Here is a 17,671-nt window from a genome sequence, read left to right as displayed (position 1 = left end):
AAATGATGCTTTTTATTTCTCTTTAAATTATGGGATGAATTGGACTAAGAATACAACTATGCATACAGGATATGGGAAGTTTAATTATATGTGGTAGGGTTTAATCCTTATCCCTACTTAAGATTTCTTAATCTCCTCTTAGAATTAAAAAGATAATGATTAAGAGTCAATAAAGCTTAGTGCTTTTACTTACTTTTAGTTAGTATTACTTACTTTATCCTTTAAGGGTTTTATTTAGTTTCAATCAAGCTTTCTTTCATTGTATATAAGAAAGCTTTAGTGGGGTTATTGGTTGGTTAGGGTTAGTTGCTTTTACTTACTTTTTACTGAATATTATTGAGTATTGCTTATTCTTGCTTATATTATTTATATTAATATTGTTTATTAATGTTTTAGAATATTAAATGTTATTTGTCCTTTGAGTGTTATTTATTCTTATTTATTTTTTAATATTCTTTGCTCTTGCTTATTTTTAGTCTTACTTACTCTTAGTTGCTCTCATACAGAGTAAAGATAAAGAAACCACACTATACCAAAGATAACGCTTAACACAATACACCCACACAGCATAGCAAAGATAAAGATTAAAAACCTAGATACTACACTAAATAAAAATAAAAATGCCTAAAAAGAACAGCCAACACAACACACCAAAGACAACACTTAAAAACCCTAGTTACTACACCAAACAACTAAAACCCCTATCTACTAGAGCTAACACACTATACCAAAGATAAAGATTACCCCTCTCCCCTAGCTACAACACATCCATACATTACCCCCTACTTAACCATTACTTAGGATTGTTTAGTTTTAATATCCTCTTTAAGATTTAGTATAGAGAGCATCTAAGTTTAAGTATAAAAAGTAAGCAGGTTAAAAAGATTAAAGTTTAAAGGTTTAAATAAGTAGTTAGAGTTTTATTTTTACTTACTCTATTGTTTTGTTTTAATTAGTGAAGTGAGGTCATTTTTATTATTTGTGAAATTTTACGATTCTTATAGAAATATGGATATAGGAAGTAAATTTAAAATTATGCTTTTTGGATAGATTTAAGTATTTATCAAACTTTCATTCAAAAATTTTTAAAATCTTTTGGATATTAGAGTTAAGATTCTCTTTCTTAGTATTTTCTACCACCATATCCGCACAAGGTTTATCAAAAGATATATCCACGCCTACAACATCTTTGACTTCACCCCTTAATGCCTTACTATAAAGCCCTTTTTGGTCTCTTTTGATAAGCTCTTGTAATTCACACTCAATATACACTTCAAAATAATTTTGAAGGGTAGCTCTATTGTATTTATAAATTTCATCAAATAAAGAAATAGTCGTAACTACCACCACTAATCCCTGCTGACTTAAGAATTTCGCAAACTTTGAACGTTTTAGTGCCACTTCTATACGCTCTTCCTTACTATAACCATATTCCCCTAATAAATCCCGCAATTCATCACCATCTAAATACACAACATTTGGGATTCTTTGGTGTATCTCTGCATACAAAGCCTTCCCAATAGTGCTTTTACCACTTCCTGCTAAACCACAAAGCCAAAGCACAGCCCCATAACCATTCCTTACCCACATAAGGTATCCTTTAGCACTTCTATTACTTTTTGCACCTCTTTATCCTCTAAATGCTCTCCCATTGGCAGGGATAATATTTCATCTTCCCAACAAGTAGCATTTTTGCACTCTATTCCTTTCACAAAAGGTGCATAAGCAGGTGTATTGGGTAAGGATAGAGGATAATGCAAACCATATTCAATGCCATTTTTACGCAATACCTCCATTAAAGTTTGCCGTTTTAGAGTCCTAATTACAAACAAATGCCACACACAAATACAAGATGGTTTAACCTCTGGCAAAGCAATATCTAGCATATCCCCTAACCCCTCTAAATACAATCCTGCTATCTCTCTTCGTCTTGCATTCCAAGATTCTAAATACTTTAACTTCACCCGCAAAATCGCGGCTTGCATCCCATCAAGCCTAGAATTTCTCCCTATTATACGATGCTCATACTTACTTAACCCGCCGTGATGGGCAATCTCCCTGCACCTCTGCAAACAATCAAAATCCCTACTAACAATCATTCCCCCATCACCAAAAGCACCAAGATTCTTACCCGGATAAAAACTAAATGCCCCAACATCCCCAAATGTCCCGACCCTGCGTCCATTATAAGTAGCCCCGTGACTTTGCGCACAATCTTCAATAACCTTTAAATGATACTTCTTAGCAAGATTTAAAATCTCATTAAGCTTTGCACTTTGCCCATACAAATGCACAGCAATAATCGCCACAGAAGCAGGAGTTATTTTAGATTCTAAATCACCAATATCTAAAGTATAATCTCTCCCACAATCCACAAAAACAACTTTTAAACCATTCCTAACCACTGCTTCAGCAGTTGCTACAAAGGTATTAGCGGGTATTAATACCTCCCCGCCTTGAGGGAGATTTAACGATTCTATAGCTATTTCTAACGCATCTGTCCCATTGCCTACACCAAGAGTTTTTACCCCTTCCCCAAGAAATTCTGCAAACTCTTTTTCAAAGCATAAAACCTCATCACCTCCTATAAAAGCACTATTTTGTATCACTCTAAAAATCGCGGAATCAATTTCTTGTTTAATGCTTAAATATTGCTTCTTTAAATCTAAAAACTTTACAACCATAAAGCCCCCATCCAACCAAAATCTTGAAATCTTTTATGCTTGTTGTGTGCTAAAACCTCTCTCCACGCTTCTTTCATCCCTGCACTCCAAGCAATATCATCAAAGAGCATAACCCCCCCCCTAGCCATAAAGGGTAAAATTTCTTGAAAATAAGCCAATGTCGCAAACTTATCATGATGTCCATCAACAAAAGCAAAATCAATTAAATCTATTTCTTTTAATAACTTAGGCAACACCTCATCAAATCTCCCTACTAAAACTTTAATATTATCTAATCCAAATACCCTATGGGAATCTTTAGCAACCTTAGCGATATTAGGGCTTCCCTCAATGGTATAAATTTTTGCATTAGGGGCAAAAAACCCCATATAAGCACTAGAAAACCCACAACAAGTTCCAAGCTCTAGAATCCTCTTAGGTTTTAAAGTTTTAAAAATTTCAAAAATCTGCTGGGCTTTTTCTTTTTTAACCCCAATAGAAGCTAAAGAAGCAAGGGGGAGTTGCGAAATAACACCCTGTTGCATTTGCTCCTTGCTCCTATTTGCATTAGGACTCCCCGCTCCATAGTCTATAACTTCTACTAAAGTCTTAGAGCTTTTTAATTCTTCTCGCCTCTGCTCTATAATATTTGAAATTTCCGCAAAATCCATCAAATCTCCCTTACAAATCGTGCAGGATTCCCCGCATAAATACCTTTTTTGGTAATATTTTTTGTAACCACACTTCCTGCACCAATCACCACATCATCGCAAATCTCCACCGGTAGAATGGTTGCATTAGATCCAATACTTACACGATTACCAATTTTGGTTTCTTTATACTTTGTAAAATCCCCATTTGCGGGTTTGCCCTCTGTAAATAAATCATTAATAAACATTACCCCATGCCCTATGAAGCAAGATTCCCCAATACTCACTAACTCACACAAAAAACTATGGCTTTGGATTCTACTCTTTGCCCCTATTTTCACTCCTCTTTGAATCTCCACAAAAGGACCTACAAAAACATTATCCCCAAGGTAGCACTCATAGAGATTACAAGGCTCTATAATTTTCACATTCTCCCCCATTTTAACTTCCCGAATCTGGCTTTTTATCAGCTGATATGAAGTAGAATTTCCGCCCTTTAATGAGACAATAGGGGGATTCAAATCCGGGCATTGCGGTTGCTCTAATAATTTTTTCAATTAAAGCCCCTCCCCCCGCAGGAGTGGAGATTCACTTCCTTTAGGGCATTAATCTCATTCCTTAGATGAAACTCCCTTTTGGTGGCATAAATGTCTTTTTGCGGCATTAGGCGATATTCCCCCTTAATCATTTGTTTTAAATGATTAGCAAAAAGCCTAAATCCATATTCACTAGCCAACTCTACTAACTCCTCTACAAAACAATCTTTAGGAATTAAAAATCTTTTCTCAAAAGCAATATCTCCACTATCAATCCCCTCATCTATTTTATGAATGCTTACACCAAACTCTTTATCCTCATTAAAAATCGCAAAAGAAAATTGGTTACACCCTCTATATTCTGGCAAGGGTGCTAAATGGAGATTAAAAGCGATTTCTTTAGCGCAAAAAATATGTTGAGGTTTTAAGATTTGGTGATATTGCACACAAAAAAGTATGTCAAAATCTAAGCTTAAAAGCTCATCTAAATCCGCAATCATCAAGATTTTATGCCGCATACAAAATTCCCTTACCCCCTCTCCTTTAGGGGAAGTCCCTACACTAAGAAGTATAAAGCCTAACTCCTCTTGCCTAGCAAACAACTCTGTTAAACATTTTCTACCAATTTCCTTTGCACCTAAAAATACGACTTTTTTCACTTGCTATGTCCTAATTTACACCACTGCGGCTGGAATCGCAAAAACACCTCTTTGCCTGTCTCAATGGATTCATAAATAGCGATAATAAGCTCTAAACTCTTTCTACCCTCTAAGCCATCCACTAAGGCTTTTTTGTTGTTTTTAATGCAATCTATTACATCTAAATAATATTCCTTATGCCCAAATCCATAAACATTAGGAGGATTAGTAGAGTATTTCTCCATAACTTCTTTATCACTTTGCAAGGGTTGTGTAAAATTCCAATGCTTAATTTCATTAACCGCAAATCCTCCAATCTCAACACTCCCCAATTCTCCCAAAATAGAAATACTACCCTCTAAATCAAAGGGACGCGTTGCAGTTGTCGCCTCAATAATCCCCAAAGCACCGCTTTTAAATCTCAAAACCGCCACCCCTGTATCTTCAGTCTCTATATCACTCAAAGCCGTTCTAGCCTTAGCAAAAACACTCTCTACATCCCCCATCATCCATTCTAAAAGGTCGATATGATGACTGGCTTGATTAGTAAAAACTCCCCCATCCATAGCCCAAGTTCCACGCCAAGAATCCTGCTTATAATACGCGTCATCCCTACACCATCTAACCCTTACACTTCCCATAACAAGCTTCCCAAATCTCCCCTTATCTAATGCTTCTTTTAACTTTTGCACAGGCAAATTAAAGCGGTTTTGCTTCACAACAAAAAGCCGAATATTATTCCTATCACAAGCCTCTATCATCTTATCAGCATCTTCTAAAGTCAAGGCTATTGGCTTCTCAACAATAATATGCTTTTTGTATTTAGCAACTTCTAAAGTGTTTTTAGCGTGCATTCCACTAGGGGTTAATATAGAGACAATATCAATCTCACTAGAGTGCTGCTCCATCATTAAGGCTAAATTTTCAAAGAATGGCACTTGGTATTTCTCTCCAAAGGCTCTAGCCCTCTTAGCGTCACTATCACACACGCATACCAAAGAAGCCCCTACAATCTCCCCTTTACTTAATAATTCTGCGTGCCTTGATGCAATCCTACCACAACCTAAAAGTGCGACACCTAACATAAAATCTCCTTTTCAATCCTATAAATAATATGATTAAAATTGCATTCACCCCGCACAAAATAGCTTTTAGAATCCACCCTTTTGCCTATCATTTTTTTAGCAATTTCTAAAATCTCTTTAGCATCTTGACTCCAAAACATTAGATGATTGCTAATTAAATATTGGTCATGGATAAGCCAAATAGAACGTGTAGAAATGGTAGGAATCCCATAACAAACTGCCTCTAAGTTCATAGTCCCTCCACCACCAATAAACAAATCCAAAAAAGGATAAAATTCCTCTGGCTTCAACTTCTCCTCTAAAATCGTAGCATAATCCCCAAAATCACGCATTAAAAGTTCTTTCTCATAGCGGGGCATAATCACAATATTAGCGTCTAACCCCTGCTTTAAAAGCGGGATTACTTCATAAATAGTAGGGATTTGCTCTTTAACATAATGGGCTTTATACTCCTCCTCTCGCACCAAAATCGTAGGTTTAGAGGTATCTAATCCATAGCGGATTCTAAAATCCTTTTTAGAATCTTTTTTAATCGCATTTATCCATAAGGCTACATCAATAAAAGGATAAGATTCAATTTGGTTTTCATCTAGGGCAAACCTTAGCATTAACTTTTTAGGGAATATAAAAGGATAGAAAAACAACGAAGAAAAAGGCAAGGTAAGCCTCGCAACGGCAGTTAGTTCTCTAGGACAGCTATCATCCCCTGCTTTAGTAAAAGCGGGAGTATCATAGATATTAACCACCGGTATCCCTATCCCATACGCCACTTGCACACTATCAACGACAGCTCCACAGATTAGCACTTTTGGAACTCCCCTAGTGCGAAAAAGATCTAAAATCTCCTTTTGGCGAAAAATCCTTGCTTCAAACTTCTCTAACAAGGTCGCTCCACCATACTCACCAAGAACAATATGAGGGATATTATGAATCTCTAAAATTTGCTTTGCCTCTGTGTAATTAGGTGCATACCTTGTAGTAACTAAAACCTCATAGCCCTTTTTCTCTAAAGCCTCGATCATCCCTATAAAAAACATCGCATACTTAGGCGTAGCTACATCAATCCATACCATCAAGCTCCCCTTAAAGTTTCAAAAATCGCCACTCGGACATCAAAAAGTGATTGATAAGTAAATCCTAAAGTCTCCATAAAGCTTTTCTCTGGCACACCAAACCCCATTTTATCCTTTCTCCAAGCAAGCTTTTTACTCCCTAAAGATTCTAATAAGAGCCTTAGAATATATTTACTAAAACCTTTTTGAAATTTTAGATGATCTTGCAAGCAAAAAGCAAATTCCACCACTCTAAAGTCTGTAAAAGGTGTGCGATTTTCTACACTATGTGCCATCGCATTCCTATCCTCATAACGCAATAAATGAGGTAGATTAAAAACCATAGTATCTGCCCATAAGCCTTGATTAAAATCTGGCAAAAATCGCTCTAATAAATGCTCTAAGGAAGGGATGGGTAAATTAAGCTTTTGCAATTTTTTAATACTTTCTTTATTATCCTCCCTAAAAAGCTTCATTTTCAAAGTATCCCTTAAAGCACATTTAAGCCCGAAATTATACTCCTTAAATGCTTCATTTCCATAAATTCTAATACGATTTTGAAATTCTTTAAAAGAATGATAAAGCAAACGTCCTATATGATGATAATAACCCCCAAATAACTCATCAGCCCCCTGCCCTCCTAGCACCACCTTACAAGAGGACGATAAGGTTTTAAAGAGTAAAAATTGAGGATAAAGTGAAAAACTCCTAAAAATCTCATCTTGAGCGTTAATAAGATTCTTAAAATCTCTTTTTATAGATTCTATACTAGGGGTAATTAATGTAATTTCTTGTTTTACATCACTTTGTAATTGCTGGATAAATTTACGCTCATCACCCTCTAAACCTTTAAAACTCACCCCAAATAGCCTAACATCCCCCCCTAATTTAAGTGCTAAATGCGCTAAAATAGAGCTATCAATCCCTCCAGAAACCGATAAAGCAACAGGCACATCTGCCCTTAAACGGATTTTTAACGCATTAAGTAAAAGGGATTGTAACTCTTCTAAAGATTCTTCTACAGAATACTTAGTAGGCTTTATGGTTAGATTCCAATATTTTTTTATCTCTAATCTACCCTCTTTAAAAACCCCATAATGTGCGGCAGGGAAGTTGTAAATACCCGCATAAATACTCCTCTTTAAATCCCCATTACCAAATAAAAGCCATTTAGAGACCTCCTCTACATCAAAAGGATAATTTTTAAGGGCTAAAAAGGCTTTAATCTCGGAAGCAAAAAGAATCTTTCCTTTTTCTAGCGCATAAAACAAAGGCTTATTACCCAATCTATCGCGGGCCAAAAAAAGGCTTTTATCCCTTTTGTTATAAATCACAAAAGCAAAATCACCATTAAATTTTTGCAAACATCTCTCCCCTAAGTGGGCAAAACTATGGAGTAAAACTTCGGTATCACTTTGGGTAAAAAAGGGGATATTTTGCCTCTTTAACTCCTCTTTAATCTCTACATAATTATAAATCTCTCCATTAAACACCAATACCAAATGCGGACAAAAGGGTGAGGTAAAAGGTTGGTTAGATTGAGGATTTAAATCTAAGATTTTTAAGCGATTATGGGCTAGGGCTATGCCAACATCTTCATAATCACCGCTAAAGTCAGGTCCTCTATGAATCATAGTCCTAGAAGCCTTTTTAATCTCCTCTAAAGGATAATTCCCTCCACAAATACTACACACCCTCTAGCATTCCCCTTCGCTTTAAAGTTTCTAAAATCACTTCAGCCACAATAGCATTACCCCTTGCGTTACAATGAATCCAATGATTTGTAAAAAGTGATTCTTTACTTTCTGCAATAGATTCATTTAAATCTACAATATAATCTAACTCTTGCGTCTCTTGTTTAAATTCTTTTACAATATCGGGTATTTTTGGAATCATTACATTATTAAAAGCAACTGCGTGATTTAAAATCTCTATTTCCTTATGCCGCATAGCCTTCTCTTCTTCGCTCCACTCTAGCTTGCAAGGCAGTAGGGGCTGAATAAAGGCAAGAAATACCCCCCCCCCCCCCGCACCGACAATAGCCCTAAATTGCTCTAATCGCATTTTCATAGCTGCATTAATATCACTAAAGGCAATATGGTTATTCACCGCCTCTGGATTGCTTCCCATCTCAGAGAATAAAGGCATTTCACTTTGGATATTCTTTTTATAATCCCCCTCATTCCACCAAGGAGAATAAAGAATCTTATGTTTTTTTACCAACACATCACAACTTATTAAACCCGTGCGAAAATCTGTCCCCAAAAAGAAGCTTAAAACAATCTCTGGCTTGAGTTCAAAACATAAGGCGTTATAAAGCATAAGCTGTTCATAAATCGTATAACCCGTAACCCCAAAATTTAAAACCACATAAGAATCCACCACTTCTTTTTGCAGAAATGCTGTGATACTCTCTTCATAAGGGAGATATTCCACCCTTAAAGCACTATTCCCAAAACAAGCGATAAGCTTGATATGCTTAGGACGATTAATAAGGGCTTTGAAATCTATTTTTTTCACAAAATAAAAATCCTTATCCTCTGTTTTATACATTGAAACCCCCACACTAAACCCCGGATAAGCAATATGGTCTATCCTGCTTTTTACAAAAGTGCTTAGATAAATCTTAGAAAATATGCTTTGGCTAGGGAGGAGCTTATCAACCTCTACTCTCCACTCTGCTAAATTTTGAACTTTCATCACCCTTTGTTGTAAATACACTTCTTGCATTTTATCTAGTTTATAATGAAGCTCTGGCATATCTTGGCTCTCTTGCAACCATTCTTGCAACACTTCCTCTGCATTAGAAAAATATTCTTTAAACAAAGAGCCTATTTTAGAGCCATAAAGATAAGTTTGGATACATTTTATTTTTTCTTGTGCGATATTCAAGCATTGAAGCTTTTGAAGCATCACATCACGCACTTCCTTTTTTACACAACAGATAAAATAAATATCAAAAGTCTGTATATTCAACTCTTTTCTATCTATAAAAACATCATTTTGGGTAAAAGCAAGGTTTAATCCATCATCTACCACCTTACATTCAAAACCTAATTTCAAGCACAATTCAAGCATATTCTGCCCAGTCCAACCAAATCCATAAATTAAAACTTTTGGCATTTAAATCCTTTTGTTAATATTGTGAGCAATCCATTGTATTTGCTCTTCGCTAAGATAGGGATTCATTGGTAAGCTTAAAACCTCCTGACTTACTCTCTCACAAACTAAAAAATCACCTTTTTGATACCCCAATCCTCTAAAGCATTCTTGCAAATGCAATCCCAAAGGATAATGAATAGCTGTTGGAATCCCTATATTTTCAAGCTCTAAGATAAGTTTAGCTCTATTCTTCACCCTAATGGTATATTGGGCAAAAGTAGAAGTCCTACCCTTTAAAACTCTTGGCAATACTAAAGAATCTTCATTTAAATATTTCGCGTATTGCAAGGCTACAAAATTGCGTTTTTGTATGACTTCCTTAAAGTTTCTTAATTTTATGCGTAAAATAACTGCTTGTAAAGCATCTAATCTCCCACCAATACCAATGTATTGGTGAATATAACGTTGTTTTTGTCCGTGCAGTCTTAAACTGGCTATTTTTAAAGCTAATGCTTCATCCTTTGTAAAAACCGCTCCACCATCGCCATAACATCCTAAGGGCTTAGCCGGAAAGAAACTTGTTGTAGCAATATCTCCATACAAAGAATCCTTCTTTTTCAAAAACTCTGCACCAAAACTTTGTGCACCATCTAAAATAAGTTTGAGATTATATTTTCTTGCCATTGCTTCTAGCAAGTTTAACTGGGGAGGTTGCCCATAAAGACTAACTGCTAAAATAGCTTTTGTTTTAGCAGTAATTTTATGCTCAATAAGATGAACATCAAGATTATAATCCTTTAAGGAAATATCAACAAAAACAGGTTTTGCACCAAGTAGTGCAATCATCTCAGCAGTAGCAATAAAAGAAAAAGGCGTAGTAATAACCTCATCTCCTGATTTTATCCCTAAAGCCAACAAAGCTAACAACAAAGCATCGCTTCCACTTCCACAAGTAATAGCATATCCCCCACCAATAAAATCTACTAATTCCTCTTCAAGCTTACTTACCTCCTCACCCATAATATAATTAGCCTCTCTTGCAACCCTCAACATTCCTTCTTCTATCTCCTGCTTATAATCTTGATGGCATTGTTTTAAATTAGCAAAATCAATCTGCATAAATAACCTCTAAAGTAGAATGATTCAATTTATATTGAGTATTATCAAAACTATCTCTTGCAATGCCATTTTTATCAAATTCCAAACGCAAACCAGCCTTATCAACCCAGCCTATTTGCCTTGCAGGATTCCCAACAACCAATGCAAAATCAGGCACATCTTTTATCACAACACTTCCAGCACCTATAAAAGCATATTTTCCAATAACTATGCCACACACAATGGTTACATTAGCCCCTATAGAACATCCCCTCTTCAAAAGTGTTTTTTTAAATTCTCCTCTGCGATTAATAAAGGCACGAGGATTAATAACATTAGTAAAAACCATAGAAGGCCCTAAAAATACATCATCTTCACATTCAACACCCTCATAAATACTTACATTATTCTGCACTTTACAATTATTCCCCATTTTTATGTTAGGACCCACAACGCAATTTTGCCCAAAGGAACAATTGTTACCAATAACACTTCCAGAAAGTATATGGGTAAAATGCCAAACCTTGCAACCATTACCCAAAGAAACCCTTTCATCAACAATAGAGCTTTGATGAATAAAACTTCTTGTATTCATTGTTTGCTTGTTAAAACTTTTTTACAAAAGGGATGATATTCTCCCTTTAACCCAACAACTTCAGCGTTTCTAATTTTGTGCACTAACTCTATAGAATCCCTAGCAACTCCTAATTCAAACCCATTACCCCTTAAGATTTCTTCATAACTTTGCGTATGTAAATCTGTAAAACCCTCACTAAATTCTATTTCTTTACCATCTATACAAATGACTCTAAAAGTGCGTTGATTTTGTTCTAAAATTTCCTTTGGAAGATTAGTGTTATCTACAGATAAAAACCACCGAACCCTTGCATTATTTAAACTCAAAATCCCTCCAGCACTATTAGCATTTAAAATATTTACGATATTTTCTTTCACACCGCCAAAAATCCATAAAAGCATATCAAAAAAATGAATGCCTATATTTGTAGCAATACCTCCGCTCTTAGCAATATCTCCTTTCCAAGAAATAAAATACCATTTCCCTCTAGAGGTAATATAAGTTAAATCAACTTCAAAAACCTTATCAGGCTGCTTTTGTAAGATATTAGTAATTGTATTTTTTAATCTAACAATACTTGGATGCAACCTTAATTGTAAAACATTATAGACTTTTTTGCCTGTTTCTTGCTGCATTATCTCTAATGCATCAATATTCCAAGGATTCAATACTAAGGGCTTCTCACAAATAACATTTGTGCCACTTCTAAGTCCAAAACGGATATGACTATCGTGTAGATAATTAGGAGAACAAATAGAAATATAATCAAGCCCATTACCGGCTCTACGCAATTTATCTACATGCCTATCAAATCGTTCAAATTCTGTAAAAAAATCTGCATTAGGAAAATAACTATCCATAATACCCACACAATCATTAGGATCAAAAGCACAAATAAGATTATTCTTGGTTTCTTTTATAGCCTGTAAATGCCGTGGTGCGATATATCCTGCAACGCCAACAATCCCAAAATTCATCGTTTTACTCCTCTTCCTTCCCAGCCATTATACCCTATCTTAGTTTGCACATTCTCCAATCCACACTCTACTAAATACTTATAAAGGGTTTGCATTAAAATTGGGCGGTCATACTTAGGACTTAACATATCAAAAAAGTCCAAATAAGCCCATTCTTTAAGCTTTTCTTCACTTAACCCCTCACTACTATAATCAGGGATTAAAAGCCTCCAATTAATCCTATTAGCACGTTTGGGAGAGAAAAACTTGCGGTTAAACTTAAAAAGCGGCCACATAAAATTGATATATTTTCTTCCAAAATTATAAAGCATTTTATGCGGGATTCTTGTCGTGATAGGACGAACCCAATATTTGGTATTAAAGGGCGTATTATGATTAAAGGGGTAATGGTCGCAGACAAACTCTCCGCCTTGTTTTAAAGATTTAATTAAGGAGCAAATCGCCACTTTAGCACTTGGGGTATGCTGCAATACGCCAAAACAAAAGCATTTATCAATAATCCATTCTTTAAGGGGAAGTTCATAGATATTAGCCTGCAAAAAAAGTAAATTTTTACTCAAGGGATTCCCCACAAGTGCAGCATCAACGGCACTAGAATAATCAAAACTAATCAATAACCCCTCTCTCCCCACTACTTGCAGAGCATAAGGAGTAAATCTCCCAGAACCACAACCTGCTTCTAAAATAATACCCCCTTCTTTAGGATTCCATTTTGTTTCTTCATAAAATCTTCTTTTACTTGCCTCTACACCACTCTCACTATCAAATTGCGTTTTTTTGTGCATATTCCATTCAAAGCCAAAACTATCCGCATAATTACTCTTTGGTACAAATCGAGGGATAAAATTCACAATGGGATATTCTTTAGCACAATTACAACTTAAGACACCCTCTTTAATCAAATCCCCCTCATAAATTTCTTTTTGGAGTTTTAAACTCCCTTTACAAACAGGGCAAATTAAATATTCCAAATGTTCTTTAACCATTCATTGCTCCCTAAAAATAAATTAAATATTACCATAAACCCATCAAAAATCTAACCTTAACCACTAGCTTAAGTAACATTAAAATACCCCTTAAGCACAGAAAGATATAGCCTTTTTTGCACTTTGCTATCTAAAGATTTATCATAATAGGGTTTTAAAATGCTTCTTTGTATGTCCTCAAAGGCTTCTGGTAGCTCTGTTATATCCTCTAGTAAATAAGCATTTTCTTTATGCTTTAAAAGCCTAGAATGATTAGGTAATTTATTAGCAATAACCCACCTTTTGGCACAAACTGCCTCCATAAGCGATTGAGAGATTCCATCGCTTTTGCTATAAGAAATCACACAATCCACCGCAAAGAGATAATTATGCATTTGACTATGAGGGATATTATGGATAAAGATATTAGGGGTAAAAGAACTAGAGACTTCCTTAAAATATTCATTATCTTTACCAAAATTTGAGAGTAATAGGGCAATATTGCTTTGTCCTCCAAAATATTTTACGAAAGATTCTACAATCTCCCTCTGACGATAGAAAGGCTTGAAAGCCCGAATAGAAAAAAACAAAAAATCAAAATTTCTTCCAAAAAGTTTTTGTTGCATAGCTTTCTTATAAACCCCTGTTATACTCTGATAAAATCTCTCTTCCACTCCCCAAGAGAGAATCACGATTTTATCCTTTAGCCCACTATTATGTCCCTGTAGCATCTCTTGCATAAAGACAGATTTCACAGAAATAACCCTAGCAGCTCCCAAAAGCCTATCGACAAAAAATTTTTTCTTTCCCCAATAGTCTTGTTTTGTATCAATATCTCCTCCCATTGTATGCACGATTACTCTTCTTCCCCAAAGGCTTAAAGGGATGTTTTGGTAGAGCCTACTAGCCCAATGCACGACAATAAGTTTAGGATTCAAAGTAAAGAGGAGATAAAAGGTATAAAAGAAGCTATAAAGATAGCGGATTGTAGTAGAGTTTATTTTAGGGTGTTCTAAAATAATAAAGTTTGCATAAGATTCTAAGATTTGGGGGCTAAGGGGTTGATTATTAGCATTATGCAAAATATATTTTTTATAAGGTAAGTTTTCTAGCATTTTTATGCGACTTTTCATAAGTGGGCTTGTGAGGTCTGCTAAAATTAAGATAGATTCTCTAGCCATAGATTTAACACCACTAAATAAAAGGCGATATTCCCAACTCTTGCTTGGGAGGAAAAGAGCAAGTTCAACATAAACTCCCTAGCACCCTGCTCTAAGATCCCATAACGACTTAAGGCGCTCTTGGCACTTAGAGCTTCCTCTAAGAGCCATAGCCAGTCCTTTTTCATCCAATAATCAATAGGGGCATTAAAGCCATGTTTGTCTCTATTTAAAATCTCTTTAGGCAAAATCTCCTTAAATGCTTCTTTTAAAAGCCATTTTTCACCCCTTAAAAGTAAGGTTTCATAACCTAAACCCTGTGTAAAAGCTAAAATAGCAGGAGAAAGGAAACAAGCCCTCCCCTCTATGCTCTCACTCATACACATCCTATCAAGTTTCACCATCATTTCATAAGGCAGGTAAAACTCCCTATCAAAGGTAATAAATGCTAAAGGAGAGGCATTAGGGTTAGGAAAATATTGTAAAGAACTTTGAATATTTGCAAAAAAATCTTTAGAAAATAAAGCCCTCTTTTCCTCTTCAAAAGCATAATAATGCCAACCTTTGGGCTTTTGTGAAGTAATAGATTGGGGATTATTAAAAGCTAATTTAGGATACCAAGCATAACCGCCAAAGTTTTCATCCGCTCCATCACCGCTTAAAAGCACTTTCACTCCAAACGCTCTAGCCACTCTTGCTAATAATTTAATCCCAATCCCTGAAATAGCACCAAAGGGTTGGTCGCTACTCTTAACAAAAGATTCTAATTCTTTTCCAAAGTCTTTTGCACTAATAGCTAATTCATAATGCTTAGAACCAATATGTCCTGCCACTAATTGAGAAAATGCACTTTCATTCACAAAAGCACTATGAGGATCATAACCTTCACAAAACGCAATGCTAAAGGTATAAAAATTTGCTATGTCCTTACAAGCTAGAGCAGAAACTATGGAGCTATCAAGCCCACCGCTTAAAAAAGCCCCAATTTTCACATCGCCCAATAATCTATCACGCACACTTTTACTAACAATCTCTTTAGTGGCTAAAATAGGATTTTCATAACTTACTTGATAGATTTTCAAACAATCTTCTTTAAAATCTTTAATCTTAAGAGTTAAATCGTGACAGTCAAATTCTAAAATACTTCCCTTAGGCAGACTTACAATTTCTTGATAAATACTTTGAGGTTCTGGGATAAACCCAAAGGTAAGGAAATCCCAAATCGCTTGAGGATTTAAAGTTGGTTTGAGTATTTCACACAAAGGCGTAATTAAAGTGCTATAAGCAAATATTTCTTGATTGTAGAGATAATAAAGGGGCTTCTCTCCTGCAATATCCCTTACTAAAAAGATTTTATGGAGATTCTTATCATAAAGGGCTATCCCAAACATTCCATCTAAGAGCTTAAAACCTTCTATTCCATACTTTTGATACACAAAAGGCAAAATCTCTCCATCACAATGGCTAAAAAACCCTATGCCATCCTTTTGTAACTCTTTTTTAAGAGATTTATAATTATAAATCTCTCCATTAAAAAAGATGATAATGCTACCATCTGCATTCTTAAAAGGCTGTTTCCCGCATTCTAAATCATTAATGCTTAAACGATTGCTTCCCCCATAAAATCCCCTATGGGTATAAGTAAAGCAGCCATCTGGTCCCCTAAAGTCCATCGCTGCAATCATTTTTTTAAGCTCTAAAGTATAATCCCTCCTACCATAAATCCCACAAATTGAACACATTAATATCTTTCACTTATATTAATCTCTAAAGCACTGCCATCGTCTTTAAAAAATGTTCGGTATTTCTCTCCACAATTCGCACAGAGTTTAAAGGTAGAAAAAGAATTTTCTGAACTTTCTTTCCTTAAAACTTTAGCCTTAGCAGAGTTCCAAACTTCTTGAGGTGTATTTTCTATCACATTTCCAATGGCGATCTTATTATTATAAAAGGCACTATCTTGCATAATGCAACACACATAAGCATCCCCATAACAATCCATTTGCATTCCAAGCCAAGGGAGAGAGCAAATCTCTGTATAGGATTGATTATAAGCAATAGCACTTTGTTTTTTATTCGTATCTACACCCTCACTATCAAAGATTGCCATATTAGTAAAATAAATATTGGTAATAATATCCCTACAATCACTCCATTTATTTAAATAAAGTTCTTTTTCTTTTTCAATCTCTTTATTAACTAATACGCAATTAAGATTAAATTCAATATCTGCTCCTTGATTATTTAGTATTCTTGCATATTCTACACATTTTCTAACACCTCTTTCTACTTTTTCTAAATCAGTTCCTCGAATCTTTTTGTAAGTTTCAGGGGTGGCTCCATCTATACTTATAGTCATTCTATTTAATCCTGCTTTTAGAAGGGCAATGCCTTTTTGTTCTAAGAGGGTGCCATTGGTTGTTAAAGTAACCAAATCAATCCCTTTATTCCTTGCATAGCTTATAAACTTTGGTATTCTTTTATCAAGAAGTGGCTCCCCTAGTGCTATAAATCCTATGGCAGTAGTCTGAATAGTATTTTGGGAAATAAAATCAATCACCTTATAAACAACACTCTCATCTAAAACTTGTTTTTGTTTAAAAAAATCTGTTTGTATAGTATCTTTAAGTGTAGGGGAAAACATAGGACACATTACGCATTCTAAGTTACAGATATTTAAAGTGGCAATATTGACATAAATAGGATACGGATAAAACTCCTCTATCTTATCTATTAAATCATATTGGAGTTGTTCTTGTGAAACTTCTAAGGCTTTCCATGTGTAAGAACAATTAAAGAGTTTTCTACTTTCATAAAAGAATTTCTTAGAAAGGATTTTAGAATCAATGTTTCTTTCTTTTCTTAAGAGGGTATGGAGTTTTCCTCTTAAGTCTCTATGGAGTAGATTATTTCTATAAAGGGATTCTATTTTTAGATTTTCACTTGTAATGTTTTCTCTTAAAGAAAAAAAGGCAAAATCATCTATTTCTGTATAAGCATTAGGTTTAGGATAATAATAGAGGTTTTCTTTAGAATTTAGAGCAGTTTTAAAAAAGTCTTTAGCAAAGACTTTTTCTCTTTGTTCTAATAAAGGATAATTAAAAGACACTATTAATGCCCCCCCCCCAACTATAGAATTAGAGTTATTAATAAATTCTACTTCTTTTA

At 35.0% G+C, this 17,671-nt stretch carries 16 protein-coding genes; all 16 read right to left on the bottom strand.

The window, feature by feature from the left end:
* Positions 1–1,071 precede the first annotated feature (1,071 nt).
* Complete coding sequence (locus LS72_RS09175) at positions 1,072–1,590, bottom strand: adenylyl-sulfate kinase (RefSeq protein ID WP_034554896.1); 519 nt, start codon at positions 1,588–1,590, stop codon at positions 1,072–1,074.
* Entirely contained in the window at positions 1,581–2,684 is a 1,104-nt protein-coding gene (locus LS72_RS09170) for a DegT/DnrJ/EryC1/StrS family aminotransferase (RefSeq protein WP_034554897.1), read from the bottom strand. The genes LS72_RS09175 and LS72_RS09170 overlap by 10 nt, the downstream gene beginning before the upstream one ends.
* Complete coding sequence (locus LS72_RS09165) at positions 2,675–3,334, bottom strand: O-methyltransferase (protein WP_238700791.1); 660 nt, start codon at positions 3,332–3,334, stop codon at positions 2,675–2,677. Before LS72_RS09165 ends, LS72_RS09170 begins: the two co-directional genes overlap by 10 nt.
* The gene (locus LS72_RS09160) at positions 3,334–3,753 is read right to left on the bottom strand and encodes an acyltransferase (protein ID WP_052087362.1); all 420 of its coding nucleotides are present in this window, start codon (positions 3,751–3,753) and stop codon (positions 3,334–3,336) included. The genes LS72_RS09165 and LS72_RS09160 overlap by 1 nt, the downstream gene beginning before the upstream one ends.
* 113 nt (positions 3,754–3,866) lie before the next feature.
* Positions 3,867–4,508, bottom strand: coding sequence for a formyltransferase family protein (locus tag LS72_RS09155; protein ID WP_034554899.1), 642 nt, complete (start codon positions 4,506–4,508; stop codon positions 3,867–3,869).
* Positions 4,505–5,572, bottom strand: coding sequence for a Gfo/Idh/MocA family protein (locus LS72_RS09150; RefSeq protein ID WP_034554901.1), 1,068 nt, complete (start codon positions 5,570–5,572; stop codon positions 4,505–4,507). Before LS72_RS09150 ends, LS72_RS09155 begins: the two co-directional genes overlap by 4 nt.
* Positions 5,566–6,645: a DUF354 domain-containing protein gene (locus tag LS72_RS09145; protein WP_138155282.1), complete on the bottom strand. Its 1,080-nt coding sequence runs from the start codon at positions 6,643–6,645 to the stop codon at positions 5,566–5,568. Before LS72_RS09145 ends, LS72_RS09150 begins: the two co-directional genes overlap by 7 nt.
* A complete protein-coding gene (asnB, locus tag LS72_RS09140) occupies positions 6,645–8,318 on the bottom strand; it encodes an asparagine synthase (glutamine-hydrolyzing) (RefSeq protein WP_138155281.1) in 1,674 nt (557 codons plus the stop codon). Before asnB (LS72_RS09140) ends, LS72_RS09145 begins: the two co-directional genes overlap by 1 nt.
* The gene (locus LS72_RS09135) at positions 8,311–9,747 is read right to left on the bottom strand and encodes a hypothetical protein (RefSeq protein WP_138155280.1); all 1,437 of its coding nucleotides are present in this window, start codon (positions 9,745–9,747) and stop codon (positions 8,311–8,313) included. Before LS72_RS09135 ends, asnB (LS72_RS09140) begins: the two co-directional genes overlap by 8 nt.
* Positions 9,748–10,845: a DegT/DnrJ/EryC1/StrS family aminotransferase gene (locus LS72_RS09130; protein WP_034554531.1), complete on the bottom strand. Its 1,098-nt coding sequence runs from the start codon at positions 10,843–10,845 to the stop codon at positions 9,748–9,750.
* Positions 10,835–11,419, bottom strand: coding sequence for an acyltransferase (locus LS72_RS09125; RefSeq protein ID WP_034554533.1), 585 nt, complete (start codon positions 11,417–11,419; stop codon positions 10,835–10,837). The genes LS72_RS09130 and LS72_RS09125 overlap by 11 nt, the downstream gene beginning before the upstream one ends.
* The gene (locus tag LS72_RS09120; RefSeq protein WP_034554534.1) at positions 11,416–12,378 is read right to left on the bottom strand and encodes a Gfo/Idh/MocA family oxidoreductase; all 963 of its coding nucleotides are present in this window, start codon (positions 12,376–12,378) and stop codon (positions 11,416–11,418) included. Before LS72_RS09120 ends, LS72_RS09125 begins: the two co-directional genes overlap by 4 nt.
* Complete coding sequence (locus LS72_RS09115; RefSeq protein ID WP_034554535.1) at positions 12,375–13,364, bottom strand: methyltransferase domain-containing protein; 990 nt, start codon at positions 13,362–13,364, stop codon at positions 12,375–12,377. Before LS72_RS09115 ends, LS72_RS09120 begins: the two co-directional genes overlap by 4 nt.
* Positions 13,365–13,432: 68 nt before the next feature.
* Positions 13,433–14,476, bottom strand: coding sequence for a glycosyltransferase family protein (locus LS72_RS09110; RefSeq protein WP_138155279.1), 1,044 nt, complete (start codon positions 14,474–14,476; stop codon positions 13,433–13,435).
* Between the two features lie 26 nt (positions 14,477–14,502).
* Positions 14,503–16,245 (bottom strand): asparagine synthase (glutamine-hydrolyzing), encoded by a 1,743-nt coding sequence (gene asnB, locus LS72_RS09105; protein WP_034554539.1) that lies wholly within the window; start codon positions 16,243–16,245, stop codon positions 14,503–14,505.
* On the bottom strand, positions 16,245–17,671 hold a 1,427-nt coding region (locus tag LS72_RS09100), incomplete at its 5' end, for a radical SAM protein (RefSeq protein ID WP_238700790.1). The genes asnB (LS72_RS09105) and LS72_RS09100, both read right to left, overlap by 1 nt.

The sequence above is a fragment of the Helicobacter apodemus genome (genome assembly GCF_000765745.2).
GTDB lineage: Bacteria > Campylobacterota > Campylobacteria > Campylobacterales > Helicobacteraceae > Helicobacter_D > Helicobacter_D apodemus.
This window is presented reverse-complemented; position numbering and strand designations above follow the sequence as displayed.